The following is a 13576-nucleotide window of genomic DNA, read 5'->3' as shown; positions in this document are numbered from 1 at the left end:
GGGGCGGTCAGGCCGGCAGTCGCCAGACCTGGTTGGCGCCGGCGAAGCAGTCCCAGATCTGCAACCGGGTGCCGTCGGCGGAGCTGTTGTCGGTGGCGTCCAGGCACCGGTTCGACACCGGGTTGCGCAACGTGCCGTTGCTCTGCGCCTGCCAGACCTGCGCGCCGGTGCCGTTGCAGTCCCAGAGCTGGATCTTCGTGCCGTTCGCGGTGCCGGCGCTGGTCACGTCGAGGCACTTGCCCAGCGACCGCAGCGTGCCGTCGCCGCCCACGGTCCAGTTCTGCGCGGCGGTGCCGTTGCAGGTGTAGAGCTGGATCGCGGTGCCGTTGGCGGTGCCGGCGGCGGCGACGTCGACGCACTTGCCGCCGATGCCGGTGATCGGCCCGGTCCGCCCGGACGGCGGTGGCGTGGTGCCGCCGGTGACCGTGTCGTAGATCGCGCTGACCAGCGACGTCGCGCCGGTGGTGTCCTGGGACAGCTCCCAGTTCATCATGCCGCCGGCGTTCGCCATGGCCCACTGCGTCTTGCGCTTGACCGTCGGAATGCCGTTGTAGCACTGCTGGACGCCGCCGGCCGTGGTGCAGTCCCGGTTGGCGTTGGCCGGGTCCAGGCCGACCAGCGCGGCGTACGTGTAGTAGCCGGGCCGGCTGTAGAACGGCACGCCGAGCACCGCCTTGGCGGCGGGCAGGCCGCGCGCCTTCCACCCGTTGACGCTGGCGATCGACCAGTCGTAGTTGGCGTGCGGGCTGCCGCCGTCGTACGCCATGATGTTGAGCCAGTCGACCGAGCCGAAGACCGCGGTGGGTACGCCGTTGACGTAGTAGCCCTCGGAGACCACGGCGGCGGTGAGCAGTTTGCCGTGGCTGTGCAGGGCGCTGCCGAGCTGCTGCATCAGCAGCGTGTAGTTGCTGGCGGACGCGCCCGGGTCGGGGTACTCCCAGTCGATGTCGACCCCGTCGAGGTTGTACTGGTTGACGAAGGCGACCACGTTGTTCACGAACGCGCCGCGGGCGCCGGAGTTGGCGGCGAGCGCCTCGAACGCGGAGTCGTCGCCGTCGTTCCAGCCGCCGATGGCGATGGAGACCTTGACGTTGTTGGCGTGTCCGAGCGAGACCAGTGAGGAGAGCTTGCTCGGGTTCTCCACCGGGCGCAGGCTGCCGTCGCCGTTGGGCAGCACGAAGGCGTAGTTGACGTGGGTGAGCTTGCCGTACTGGATGCTGGTGACGCTGCCGCTCCACGACGGCAGGTAGCCGACGCTCTTGAAGCCGTTGGGCAGCACGACCGCCTCGGCGGCGGACGGGGTGAGGGCGAGCGTCGCGGCGGCGGTGGCCAGCGCGAGCGCACCGGCGGCGAGGCGACGCCGGAGGTTGGGTGTGGGCATCGAGGGCCTTCCCGGGGGGGACGGGGGCGGACAGGGGGTGTTCCTCGAGGTGGAGCAAATATTAAAGACTATTAACTAAGCCGTCAATGATGAACTTCGATGAGCTAGGCGGCGTACGCGGAGAGTTGCGCGAGCTGCCCGGCCGGCCAGCCGGTGTTGGCGGTGATCAGCACCCGCACGTACCGGACCGGGGTGGCGGCGAACGTCAACGTCGCCTGGTTGCCGGTGGCCGGGTCGAACCGGACGCCGACCGACCCGGCCAGCGTGGCGAACGTCGTGCCGTCCGTGCCGCCCCGCACCGAGAGCGTCTGCGTCCGGGCCTCCCAGCCGGCCGGCAGCGCGAGCACCAGGCGCGCCACCGGCCGGGTGGCGCCGAGATCGACCTGCCACCACTGCGGGAACGCGCCGTTGGCCGACTCCCAGTACGTGCCCCGGTCGCCGTCGACCGCGTTGCCGGCGCCGAACGGCCCGTTCTGCTGGCTGCTCGCCGACGCCGGCCGGCCGGCCGCCAGGTCGCCGCCGGGCGGCTGCCCGCCCCCGGTCACCGGCGGCGTGGGCCGCACCGACGTGAGCGCCAACTGGCCCTTGAGCATCCGACCGCCGTCGGCGGTGATCCGCAGGTAGTAGTCCGCCGAGCAGGCGGTGCCGTCCTCGTCGAGCGCCCGGATCCCGGTCCCGGCCGGGGTGGCCGCCGCCGTCTCGCTGGTCTTGGCGATCTGGTTGCCCTCGTTGAACTCGTCGAACATGGACACGTAGAGGCCCTGCGCGCCGAGCCGCACCATGTTGTAGAGGTGCCGCCAGTAGAAGTCACCGTGTCGCCGGTGGCCGGCGGACAGGTCACCCGGCATCACGCAGGGCTGGTAGTCGATGCCGTGCGCGGCGCAGTCGGCCAGGTCGGGCACGTTGACGTTGGTGTGGAACCAGTCCAGCCCGTCGAGCGTGCCGGTGCGCCCGACCATCCACGGCGACAGCATGTCGAACGCGTGGTAGACGTCGGCGAAGCCGGGCCGGGAGTCGTTGATCCCCTGCCGCCAGTACGTCGGCACGCCGCCGATGACGTAGCAGCCCTGGGCCTTGAGCCACCGCACCACGTCCAGGCAGGCGGCGGGCGCGAACGGCCGGCCGTCGTCGGCGAAGCCGAACCCCCACACGCAGACCACCGGCTTGCCGTTCTGCCGGGCGTACGCCGGTGAGGCGGTGTGCGCCGACATCTTCGTCGCCCAGTCCTCCTTGAGCTGCGACTGCATCGCCGTCCAGCCGGTCACGTCGTACATCACGTAGAACTTGCGGCCGAACCGTTCCGCCGCGGAGCGGACCTTCACCGCCATCGCGTCGCGGGTCGGCCCCTCGTCGCCGAACGGGTTGAACCGTTGCAACGCCGCGGTGTCGCAGCCGTACTCCTGCATCCAGCGGAAGTGGGTGTCCACGGTCTGCTGGTCGTAGGAGGAGAAGAGCGTGGCCGGCCGGCCGTCGCCGAGGTTCGGATAGGCGGTGGGGTAGCCGCGGGCGTACTCCCGCATGTCCGGCCAGGACACGATCGTGGTGTTCGCCGGCGAGGGGGACTGGAACCGGTCCCGGCTCCAGTGCCACCAGCCGCCGATCGGGGCCCCGTCGCCCGGGCAACTGAACCAGCCCTGGTAGCCGACGGAGACCTTGCCGACCACGTCGCCGGGGGGACTGGCGGCGGCTGCGGGGGTGGGGGAGAGCGCGAGGTCGGGCAGCGCGGCGAGCGCGGACCCGGCCACCACGGACCGGATCAGGGTACGGCGGGTGGGCGCCATGCGGACCGCTCCTTCGGGGGGAGGAAGAAATTGACGGTCATCATGGCAGCGCGCGACATGGAACTGCAATACTCAGACAGGTCGATGAAACAAATAGCGCGAGGGGCGGCCCGCCGGTGGCGGACCGCCCCTCGACCGTGCGTCGGTCAGGCGACCGAGGCCGGGAACCGCTCCCAGACCCGGTGCGCCGCCATCAGCCGCTGCACCGACTCCAGCACCTCGGCGCCGGAGCCACCGGTCACCACGCCCGGCGAACCGGCCACCCCGGTCTGTCGCAGCACCTCGGCGCCGGCGCCCCACGCGCCGATCGCCTTGGCGTGCCGCCACGCCTCCTCGACCAGCAGCGACACCCGCGGGTCGACGGTGGCCGCACCCGGTGCGCCGGCCTTGGCGTCCCGCGCCGGCGACGCGTCCGGCGCCGGTGCCGGGGCCCCGGCCAGCAGCACCGCGTCGAACTCGACGGACCGGGCCGTGGCGAACGTGCGCTGCACCGGCAGCCCACCCACCGTGCCGCCGTGCGCGGCGATCAGCAGCGGCACCATGCCGGCCGCGAACACCGCCCGCTGGACCTCCCCGACGTCGTCCAGGTCGCCGTCGGCGTCCACCACGATGCCCACCATCCGGCCGTCCGCCGGCCACTCCCGGCCGACCTGGGACAGCGCCGGGCTCGGCTGCACCTCGGCCAGCGGCACTGTCGGCTGCGGCGCGGGCAGCCCCAGGCCGGTGGCGACCTGCTCGCAGAGCACCGGGTCGATGTTGGCCAGGCACTGGAGCTGCCGCTCCTTGATCGCCTGGTGGTAGCACTTGCCCAGCTCGAACGTGTACGCCCGGATGATGTGCTCCTTCTCCACCGGCGACATGCTCGCCCAGAAGAGCCGGACCTGGCTCCAGTGGTCGTCGAAGGAGGCCGGCGCGGCCCGCACCTTCGGCGCCTCCGCCACCGTCACCGGCACGTCGACGAACGCGTGCTCCCGGTCACCGGCCGGGAACGGGTTGCCGCCGTCGAGCGAGTTCGGCCGGTAGGGCGCCACCCCGGCGTGCACCGCCTGCTGGTGGAAGCCGTCCCGGAGCATGTCGTTGACGTCGGCGTGCGGCCGGTTGATCGGGATCTGGGTGAAGTTCGGCCCGGCCAGCCGGGTGAGCTGCGTGTCCAGGTACGAGAAGAGCCGCCCCTGCAACAGCGGGTCGTTGGTGACGTCGATGCCGGGCGGCAGGTGCCCCAGGTGGAACGCCACCTGCTCGGTCTCGGCGAAGAAGTTGCGTGGCGTCCGGTTGAGGGTGAGCGTGCCGATCGGCTGCACCGGCGCCAGCTCCTCCGGCACGATCTTCGTCGGGTCCAGCAGGTCGATCCCGGCGAACGTCTCCTCCGGCGTGTCCGGGAAGACCTGGATGCCCAGCTCCCACTGCGGGTACGCGCCGGCCTCGATGGCGTCGTAGAGGTCGCGGCGGTGGAAGTCCGGGTCGATGCCGTTGATCAGCTGCGCCTCCTCCCACTCCAGCGAGTGCACCCCGAGCTTCGGCTTCCAGTGGAACTTGACCAGCACCGTCGCGCCGGCGTCGTCGACCAGGCGGAACGTGTGCACGCCGAAGCCCTCCATGGTCCGGTAGGACCGCGGGATGCCCCGGTCGGACATGTTCCAGATCGTGTGGTGCTGCGCCTCGGTGTGCAGCGAGACGAAGTCCCAGAACGTGTCGTGCGCGCTCTGCGCCTGCGGGATCTCCCGGTCCGGGTGCGGCTTGGCGGCGTGGATGATGTCCGGGAACTTGATCGCGTCCTGGATGAAGAAGACCGGCATGTTGTTGCCGACCAGGTCGAACGTGCCCTCGTCGGTGTAGAACTTGGTGGCGAAGCCCCGGGTGTCGCGGACCGTGTCCGCCGACCCGCGCGAGCCCAGCACGGTCGAGAAGCGGACGAAGACCGGCGTCTCGCGACCCTTCTTCAGGAAGCCGGCCCGGGTGACCTGCTCCGCCGCGCCGTTGGCGACGAAGACGCCGTGCGCGCCGGCGCCGCGCGCGTGCACCACCCGCTCCGGGATCCGCTCGTGGTCGAAGTGCATGATCTTCTCGCGCAGGTGGTGGTCCTGGAGCAGCACCGGGCCACGCGGGCCGGCCTTGAGCGAGTGGTCGGTGTCGCGCAGCCGGGCGCCGTTGGCGGTGGTGAGGTACGCCCCCTGCTGCCCCTTGGCGACCTTCGGCACGCCGGTCTCCGCGCCGGTCGGGGTACGCGTGTCCGGCGCGCCCTGCTCGTCCTTGGGCGGCAACGGGCCGTGCGGCGCGGTCGGCTCCTCGAGCGATGGCGGCGCGCTGCCCGGCGCGCCCGGCACGTCCGGCGTCAGCGCCTCGCCGACCTTCTCGACAGCGGCCTCGACGACACCCTTGACGACCTGGGCGGGCTTGCTGGATTCCATCAGGCTCTGTCCTCCCTGCGGCGATCTGACCTAGCCCTCAGGGCCCTACCCTGGGCGGGGGAGGACAAACGCGGATCACCCGGACGGGTCAGCGGTGCGGTACGACCACCGCGGTCACCACCAGCCCACGGTCCACCAGCCATCGGCCGTCGAGCACACGCAACGGCGGCCCGCCGTCGATCCGCGCGCCGTCGACCAGCACGCGGGCGGTGAAGCGGCCGGCCGGGGCCAAGGTCAGCTCCGCCTCCTCGAACCCGAGCCACCGGCCGGTCAACGGGTACCACGCCTTGTAGACGGACTCCTTCGCGCTGAACAGCAGCCGGTCCCAGTGCACGCCCGCGTCGGCGGCGCGCAGCCCGGCCAGGTGCGCCGGCTCGCCGGCGACGGTGACCGCGTCGGCCACCCCGTCGGGCAGCGGCCCGTGCGGCTCGGCGTCGATGCCCAGCCCGGCCAGCGCGGCGGCCGGGGCCACCACCGCCGCCCGGTAACCGGCGCAGTGGGTGATGCTGCCCACCACCCCGGCCGGCCAGAGCGGCTCCCGGCGGGGGCCGGAGCGGATCGGTCCCGGCGCGTACCCGAGCCCGGCCAGCGCCTCCCGCGCGCAGCGCCGGGCGGTGACGAACTCCCGGCGGCGGCTGGGCACCGCGCGGGCCACCAGGTCCTCCTCCCCGGGGAACGGCTCGTCGCCGGCCCGGTCGGCGAACGCCTCCACGGCCACCGCCGCCGGCGGCAGCAACGCCTCGATCACGGGGTGCCGCCGAGGATCCGCCGCATCGGCCGGGGCTCACCGCCCCGGCGGCCCCACTCGCGCGGATAACCCAGCGACACCTCCTCGAACCGCACCCCGTCGTAGTGGGTGGTGCGGGGGATGTGCAGGTGACCGTAGACCGCGACGGCGGCCCGGTGCCGCACGTGCCAGTCGGCGCTGCGGTCGGTGCCGCACCACTGGGCGAACTCCGGGAACCAGAGCACCTCGGTGGGCTGGCGGACCAGCGGCCAGTGGTTGACCAGCACGGTCGGCAGCGCCGGATCGGTCGCCGCCAGTCGCCGCTCGGTGGCCGCCAGCCGCGCCCAGCACCACGACTCCCGGTCCGGGTACGGGTCGGGATGCAGCAGCATCTCGTCGGTGCACACCACCCCGGACTCGTACGCCACGCGCAGCGACTCCTCCTTGGTGGAGGTGCCCGGGGCCCGGAACGAGTAGTCGTAGAGCAGGAACAGCGGGGCCACGGTGACCGGCCCGCCCGCGCCCCGCCACACCGGATAGTCGTCCTCCGGGGTGAGCACGCCCAGGCCCCGGCACATCGCGACGAGCGCCTCGTAGCGCGCCACCCCGCGCAGCGTCACCGGGTCGGTGGGATGGGTCCACAGCTCGTGGTTGCCGGGCACCCAGAGCACCCGGGCGAACCGGTCACGAAGCTGGCCCAGCGTCCGCTCGATGTCGGCGAACAGCTCACCGACGTCGCCGGCCACGATCAGCCAGTCGTCCGCCGACTCCGGCCGCAGGCCGTCCACCACCGCCCGGTTCTCCGGGTACGACACGTGGAGATCACTGACCGCGTACAGCGCACCCGTCATTTGGCCGATCTTGCCAGCGACGCTCCCGAATGACCAGGCGTCCAACGGCGGTGCTCAGCCGATCAGGTCGGCGACCCGGTCGACGGCGCGCAGCAGTTCCCGCGCGATGCCCGGCTCGGCCGCCGAGTGGCCCGCGTCCGGCACGATCCGCAGCTCCGCCTCCGGCCACCGGCGGGCCAGGTCGTACGCGGACACCGGCGGGCAGCACAGGTCGTAGCGGCCGTTGACGATCACGGCCGGCAGGTGGCGGACCCGGTCCACGTCGTCGAGCAGTTGCCCCTCGGTGAGGAAGCCGCCGTGCACCGCGTAGTGCGACAGGATCCGGGCGATCGGCAACGCCTGCTCGTCGGCGGTGAAGTGGGCGAGCACCGCCGGGTCGGGTCGCAGCGACGAGTTCACCGCCTCCCACCGCCCCCAGGCGCGCGCGCAGTCCCGCGCCACGTCGGCGTCCGGGCCGTGCAACCGCCGGTGGTAGGCGGCCAGCACGTCGTCGCGTTCGGCCGGCGGGATCGGGGCGACGAACCGCGCCCACTCCTCGGGCTGGAGGTGCCGCAGGCCGCCCTGGTAGAACCAGTCCCGCTCGCTGCGCCGCAGCAGCAGCACGCCGCGCAGCACCAGGCCGGTCACCCGGTCCGGGTGCGCCTGCGCGTACGCCAGGCCGAGCGTGACTCCCCACGAGCCGCCGAACACCAGCCACCTGTCGATGCCGAGCCGCTGCCGGATCGTCTCCAGGTCGGCCACCAGGTGCCAGGTGGTGTTGGCCCGCAGCTCGCCGAACGGGGTGCTGCGGCCCGCGCCGCGCTGGTCGAACAGCACGGCGCGGTAGCGCGCGGGATCGAAGAACCGCCGCGCCGCCGGCACCAGACCGCCGCCGGGCCCGCCGTGCAGGAAGACCACGGGTACGCCGTCCGGCCGGCCGACCTCCTCCACGTGCAGGACGTGGCCGGCACCGACCGGGACCCGGTGGGTGGCGTACGGCTCGACGGGCGGGTGGAGTGCGACGCCGGTCATGCCCGGTGATTCTGCCCGCCCGACCCGCGTCGTGTGGGCCCGCTCAGCAGGCGACGTTGCCGCCGAGGTTGTCGAGCAGCGCGTCGGCGACCCAGCCGGAGACACCGGTGGTGGTGTCCCGCAGGTAGGTCCAGGTGTAGGTGGTGTGCCCGTTCGCGCTGACCCGGTCGCCGCTGGCGAAGCAGTGGAAGTCGACGTTGTGGCTGAGCTGGCCGTAGCCCAGTGACCCGCAGGTGGTGTGCGGGCCGCTGCGGATGTTGACGTTGGTGGCGTTGAAGAGCTGGCCGAACTTGGTGTCCACGTTGGAGTGCGGGTGACTGCAACTCGCGCTGGCCGGCGTCGCCGCGCCCACCACCGCGACTCCCGCCGCGGCGACGGCCAGGAGTGCAGCCGCGCCGATCGAGGACGCCTTCCGCATGTCGAACCCCCGGGAGTCGTGGCGGCAGATTGATCCACATATTTGCATATCGCAAAGGCGGGTGGCAAGGACGTCCGGGTTCAGCGCCGCGCCCGCGACCGGGCACGCCGCAGTCGCAGGTGCCGGCGTACCGCGTCCCGGCTCAGGCTCAGGCACGCGATCCGGTCGTCGAGGCGGGCCAGTTCGGCGCTGAAGAGCGTGACCATCTCGCCCTCCTCGTCGCCCGGCTCGTCCCCGGCCACCGGGCCGTACGGGTCGCGGAGCAACGGCAGGATCAGCCGGGTCGGTAGCCCCGACCTGATCAGGCTGCCGACCAGCGTCGCCCGTGCCACGTCGGCCTCCGCGTACCGCCGGTAGCCGCTCGGGGCGCGCTCCGGCGCCAGCAACCCGCGCTCCTCGTAGTACCGCAGCATCCGCACCGGAATTCCGGTGCGCCGGGACAGCTCACCGATCCGCACGGCGACTCCTTGACTCTCACATCGATGTGAGACTTTACGGTGCTGTCCATGACCACTCAACCCTCCGGATCCGCCGCCCGGTCGACGCCGCCGCCCGTGCCCGACCTGATCCGCGCCGGCGTCGTCACCCGGTTCGGTGGACCCGACGTGCTGCGCACGGTCCGGCTGCCACGACCCGTCCGGGCGCCCGGACACGCCCTGGTCCGGGTCCACGCGGCGTCGGTCAACCGGGGTGAGACGAAGATCCGGCGCGGACTCGTGCCCGAACTCGGTCCGCCACCGCTGGTCCTGGGCTCGGACCTGTCGGGCACCGTCGTCGAGGCGGAGCCGAACGGCCGGTTCCGGGTCGGTGACGAGGTCTACGGAATCCACTTCATCGGCACGTACGCCGAGTTGGTCTCGGTGTCCGAAGCGACGCTCGCGGCCAGACCCGCGACCGTCGACCATCCGACGGCAGCCGCGCTGCCGGTCGCGGCGCGCACCGCGCTTCTCGCCGTCGCCGAGTACGCGGACCTGCGCCCCGGCCAACGGATCCTGATCCACGCCGCCGCCGGCGGGGTCGGTCACCTCGCGGTCCAGCTCGCCCGGCAGCGCGGCGCGTACGTGCTCGGCACGGCCCGCGCCGCGCACCACCGGTTCCTCCGCGATCTCGGCGTGCACGAACCCATCGACTACACCCGCACCGACTTCCGCCACGTCGCCCGCGACGTGGACGTCGTCCTCGACCTGGTCGGCGGCGACTACGGACGACTGTCGCTCGACGCGCTCCGTCCCGACGGCCTGCTGCTCGGCGCCGCCCTGGACCCGGGCGTCACGGAACAGCAGGCGCACCGACGGGGCCGGCGGTACCGCTGGTTGGGCGGGACGAAGCTGACCGCGCCGCTCGACACGATCCGCGACCTCGTGGACGCGGGCCAACTCTCGGTCCACATCGAGCGGACCTACCCCCTGTCCGAGCTGGCCGCCGCGCACGCGCGCGCCGACACCGGCCGGGTCACCGGCAAGCTCGTCGTCACGATCGACGACGTGCCCGGGGCGGACGGCTCCGCCTGAGCGTCAGGCCGGGGCGCGGACGTCGGCGTCCGGCCCGGTGGTCTCCGCCTCGGGCACCCCACGGGGCGCCGGCGTCCGCACCGCGAACGCGTCGAAGCTCGGCCCGTCCAGCCGCTCGATGAACGGCTCGGCATGTGGCCGGCCGGCCTCGTCCCGTTCACCCTCCGGCCGGCCGGCGCGCGGCCGGTCGGCCTCGTCCCGCTCGGCCTCCACCCGCCCCGCGCGCGGCCGGTCCGCCTCGTCCCGTTCGGTGTCGGTCCGCTCGACGGGCACCGGCTCGGCCGCCGCCGCCCGCACGGCCACCTGCGGGTACTCGGCGGTCTCGCCGCCGCCCGCGGCAGCCGCCATCACCGCCGCCGCAGCCAGGCCCGCCACCCGCTTGGCCTCCCGCTGCACCCGGGCCCGCGTCTCCTTGGCGTGCTGCTCCGCCAGCTCCGCCGCGCGCCGCGCCTCGTCCAGCCGCCTGGTCTCGGCGGCCAGGTCCCGGCGTACGCCGACCAGCCGCTCCTCCAGCTCGGCGCCGGTCCGCTCGATCGTGGCGATCTCCCCACGGGCCTGCTCCAACTGCTGGCCGACGGTCTCCAGCTCGCCCTTGAGCTGAGCCAGCGCCTCCTGCCGCTGCTGGATCTCCCGCTGCACGGCGGTGAGCCGCACCTGGTGCGCCGCGGTCTCCTCGTCGGCCCGCTCGCGCACCTCGGTGGCGTACTGCTGGGCCTCGGCGACCAGCGCGGCGATGTCCCGCTCGGCAGCCGTCGCCCGGTCGGCCAACTCCTGCTCGGCCGCGGCCCGCCGCTCGTCCAGCTCCCGGGCCATGGTCGCCTGCCACTGGGCCAGCTCCTGCTGGGCCTTGCTCCGGTTGGCCTGCACCTCCTGCTGGATCTGGGTGCGGGCGGCCTTCACCAGCGCCTCGGACGCGGACCGGGCCTGCTCGACCTGCTGCGTGGTCTGCTCGCTGATCCGCTTCGCCTCCTGCTGGGCCCGGTCGTGCACGGCCTGACCCTCGGAACGCAGCTTCTCCGCCAGCTCCCGGACGGCGGTCAGCTCGGCCTGCGCGACGGCCCGCCGCTCCTCGTCGGCCCGCTCCTGCTCGGCCCGGCGGGTGGACAGCTCCTCCTCCAGCTCGCGCCGCTGGAGGGCGGCCTGCTCCTGGGCCGCGGTCAGCACCCGCTCCGCCTGGGCCTGGAAGTCCTCGGCGCGCTTCGTGGCCATCTCGGTGATCTGGCCGGCCTGCTTCTCGGCCAGGTCGAGGATCTGGTCGACCATCGGGCCGAGGTCCCGGAACGACGCCCGGTCCACCGCCGTCGGACGGTCCCGCAGCTCGACCGCCTCGGCCTGCGCCCGCTGCACCTGCGCGGTCAGGTCACGCACCTGGGCGTACGCCCGGTCCCGGGCGGCGGTCAGCGCGCCGACCTCGCCGTCCATCTGCTCGACGTACCGGTCGACCTGCCGTTTGTCGTAGCCGCGCAGCGCCGGGTCGAACCGCGGTCGCGCGGACACGTCGTCGTGGGGTGCGAACGGTTCCTCACCGTTGGACATGCGCCATCCTCCGTCGGTTCGCCAGCGCCAGGCCGCAGGGCACGATGAGGCGCAACGGTACCGTGTTCGCGCGCGGCGCTCGCCCCGCCCCGCCCCCGGCCCGCCGGTCGGTCCGACGGTCAGACCGGGAAGTGCGGATTCCCCGCCGTCAGGCGGATGGTGAAACCGTCGGCGTCCCGGTGGTGCGTCACGTGGTCGCAACTCTGGTGGCTGATCCACAACCCCAGGCCGCCCTCGGTGCCGTCACCGGCCGGCAGCAGCCCGGCGTACGGGTCCTTGGGACCGGGCCCCCGGTCGTGGACGCTCACCACCATCCGGTCCGCCGCGCACCACAGCCGCAGGCGCACCGGCGGCGTCCCGTGCCGCGTCGCGTTGCACACCACCTCGCTGACGGCCATCACCAGGTCGTCGACACCGTCGGGCCGAAGTCGCCCGGAGTCGGCGGCGCGTACCGCCTCCCGGGCGAGAGCCGGCGTCGGATCGGTCAGCTCGACCAGCGGCGCCAGGTGCTGGAGCGGGTCCAGCGGGGCCGGCCGGCACTCGGCCAGATAGGTCGCCGGCTCGGTGTAGACGCCGGTCGGCTCGTGGCTGCCGTCCGGCCCGGCGATCCGGGGATGGGTGCGGGCCACATCGGTCAGCACGTGCGGCGGCGTCACCCGCCGGTCGTACGCGCACATGCTCCAGAGCGGGAAGTCGTCGTACGCGTGGTTGATCGCCGACTCGTAGCGGGCCCACCAGTCCCAGGTCGCGCCGAACACCGCCGTCGGCAGCTCGCCGACGATCCGGATCTGCGTCGCACCGGCGGCCACGTGGGAACCGAGCAGGTCACGGTACGCGCGGATCGCCACGGTGGGCCGGGCGTACATGTCGCCGCCGGGGAGGAAGGTGACCCCGGCGTCGGCCGGCAGCGCCCGGCGGACCAGGTCGGCGGTGCGGGTGCCCAGCCCCACCAGGGTCGGCTCACCGGCCTCGACGCCGCCCCGCAGGAACGGCAGCACCACGGCCAGCAGGTGTTCGTCGGAGTCGTACAGGATCGCCTCGTGGAAGTAGCCCACGTGGCCGGCAGCCGCGCCGGTCCTCACCGGACCACCTCCACCCGCACCTCGGTCAGGCCCAGCAGCTCGACCAGCCGGGCCGTGGCCGGCCGGCCGGTGCGCAGCACCGCGACCGCGTCGTGCCGACGGGCGTGGTCGCGCAGGTGCAGCAGGCTGCGGTGGTCGACGAAGCGCAGTCGGGTCGCGTCGAACACCAGCCGCCCGGCCGTCGGGCGCGGATCGGCCCGCTCCAGCGCGGCGGCGAAGAGCCCGTGGTCGGTCGGATCCAGCTCACCGCGGAGCGCCACCACCGCGTCACCACCGCCGGCGTACAGCCGGAACGGCACGTCGGTGTTGGTCTCCGGATGCATGCAGGCCAGCTCCGCGATCGCCGCGTCGCCGAGGACCCGCCGGTCGTAGGCGCAGACCGCCGACATCGGCCGGTGCCGCAGCCAGTGGTCGATGCGGTGCTCGTAGCGGGCGAAGGCGTCACGCTGCGCGGCGGTGCGCACCAGGCCGGTCGCCTCGGCCAGCACCCGCAGGCCGGTGTGGCCGGCGGCCAGCGCCTCGGAGGTGGCCCGCGCGTACGCCTGCACCTGCCGCTCCGGGTCGACGACCTCGTCGTGGCGGTAGGCGTGGCCGACCGGGAACAGCCGCACCGCGCCGCGTCGCCGTGCGGCGTCGAAGCCGGGCACCGGGGCGAGTCGCCGCGCCACGGTGTCGGCCTCCTCCGGGCCGACCAGCCAGACCTGCTCGCCCGCGGCGAGACCGGTGGTGACCTGCTCGACCGCCCAGGCGTGGAACACCGCCGGGTCGTCGTAGGCGAGGCAGGCATGGCCGTAGCCCGGGTCCGTCACGCCCCCGTCGGTCACCGGCTCCGCCTCATCGACCCATCCTATGCCGCGACCCGGTCGGCGG

The 13576-nt window shown here is 73.6% G+C and carries 12 protein-coding genes; 1 reads left to right on the top strand and 11 read right to left on the bottom strand.

Annotated features, from left to right (window positions below; translation table 11 throughout):
* Positions 1-7: 7 nt before the first annotated feature.
* From VKK44_RS18785 to VKK44_RS18750, 8 genes are all read right to left on the bottom strand, one after another.
* On the bottom strand, positions 8-1381 hold the full coding sequence (locus VKK44_RS18785; protein ID WP_343442417.1) for a glycosyl hydrolase family 18 protein: 1374 nt from the start codon (positions 1379-1381) through the stop codon (positions 8-10).
* A 104-nt stretch (positions 1382-1485) separates the two neighbouring features.
* On the bottom strand, positions 1486-3162 hold the full coding sequence (locus VKK44_RS18780; RefSeq protein WP_343442416.1) for a discoidin domain-containing protein: 1677 nt from the start codon (positions 3160-3162) through the stop codon (positions 1486-1488).
* A 146-nt stretch (positions 3163-3308) separates the two neighbouring features.
* Entirely contained in the window at positions 3309-5570 is a 2262-nt protein-coding gene (locus VKK44_RS18775; RefSeq protein WP_343442414.1) for a catalase, read from the bottom strand.
* 88 nt (positions 5571-5658) lie between these two features.
* Positions 5659-6318, bottom strand: coding sequence for a 4'-phosphopantetheinyl transferase family protein (locus VKK44_RS18770; protein ID WP_343442413.1), 660 nt, complete (start codon positions 6316-6318; stop codon positions 5659-5661).
* The gene (locus VKK44_RS18765; RefSeq protein ID WP_343442412.1) at positions 6315-7148 is read right to left on the bottom strand and encodes a metallophosphoesterase family protein; all 834 of its coding nucleotides are present in this window, start codon (positions 7146-7148) and stop codon (positions 6315-6317) included. The genes VKK44_RS18770 and VKK44_RS18765 overlap by 4 nt, the downstream gene beginning before the upstream one ends.
* Before the next feature lie 54 nt (positions 7149-7202).
* Positions 7203-8159 (bottom strand): prolyl aminopeptidase, encoded by a 957-nt coding sequence (gene pip / locus VKK44_RS18760; protein ID WP_343442410.1) that lies wholly within the window; start codon positions 8157-8159, stop codon positions 7203-7205.
* Positions 8160-8202: 43 nt separating this feature from the next.
* A complete protein-coding gene (locus tag VKK44_RS18755; protein WP_343442409.1) occupies positions 8203-8577 on the bottom strand; it encodes a hypothetical protein in 375 nt (124 codons plus the stop codon).
* A gap of 80 nt (positions 8578-8657) precedes the next feature.
* Positions 8658-9035 carry a MerR family transcriptional regulator gene (locus VKK44_RS18750; RefSeq protein WP_343442408.1) on the bottom strand — a complete coding sequence of 126 codons (378 nt, stop codon included), beginning with the start codon at positions 9033-9035 and terminating at the stop codon, positions 8658-8660.
* Between the two features lie 48 nt (positions 9036-9083).
* On the opposite strand from VKK44_RS18750, the gene VKK44_RS18745 reads away from it, so the two are divergent.
* Positions 9084-10088, top strand: coding sequence for an NADP-dependent oxidoreductase (locus VKK44_RS18745; RefSeq protein ID WP_343442407.1), 1005 nt, complete (start codon positions 9084-9086; stop codon positions 10086-10088).
* 3 nt (positions 10089-10091) lie between these two features.
* On the opposite strand, the gene VKK44_RS18740 is transcribed toward VKK44_RS18745, so the two are convergent.
* From VKK44_RS18740 to VKK44_RS18730, 3 genes are all read right to left on the bottom strand, one after another.
* The gene (locus tag VKK44_RS18740; RefSeq protein WP_343442406.1) at positions 10092-11624 is read right to left on the bottom strand and encodes a coiled-coil domain-containing protein; all 1533 of its coding nucleotides are present in this window, start codon (positions 11622-11624) and stop codon (positions 10092-10094) included.
* A 119-nt stretch (positions 11625-11743) separates the two neighbouring features.
* A complete protein-coding gene (locus VKK44_RS18735; protein WP_343442405.1) occupies positions 11744-12706 on the bottom strand; it encodes a sensor histidine kinase in 963 nt (320 codons plus the stop codon).
* Positions 12703-13530: an MEDS domain-containing protein gene (locus VKK44_RS18730; RefSeq protein ID WP_343442404.1), complete on the bottom strand. Its 828-nt coding sequence runs from the start codon at positions 13528-13530 to the stop codon at positions 12703-12705. The genes VKK44_RS18735 and VKK44_RS18730 overlap by 4 nt, the downstream gene beginning before the upstream one ends.
* Positions 13531-13576 lie beyond the last annotated feature (46 nt).

It is taken from the genome of Micromonospora sp. DSM 45708 (genome assembly GCF_039566955.1).
In the GTDB taxonomy this organism is placed as follows: Bacteria; Actinomycetota; Actinomycetes; order Mycobacteriales; family Micromonosporaceae; genus Micromonospora.
This window is presented reverse-complemented; position numbering and strand designations above follow the sequence as displayed.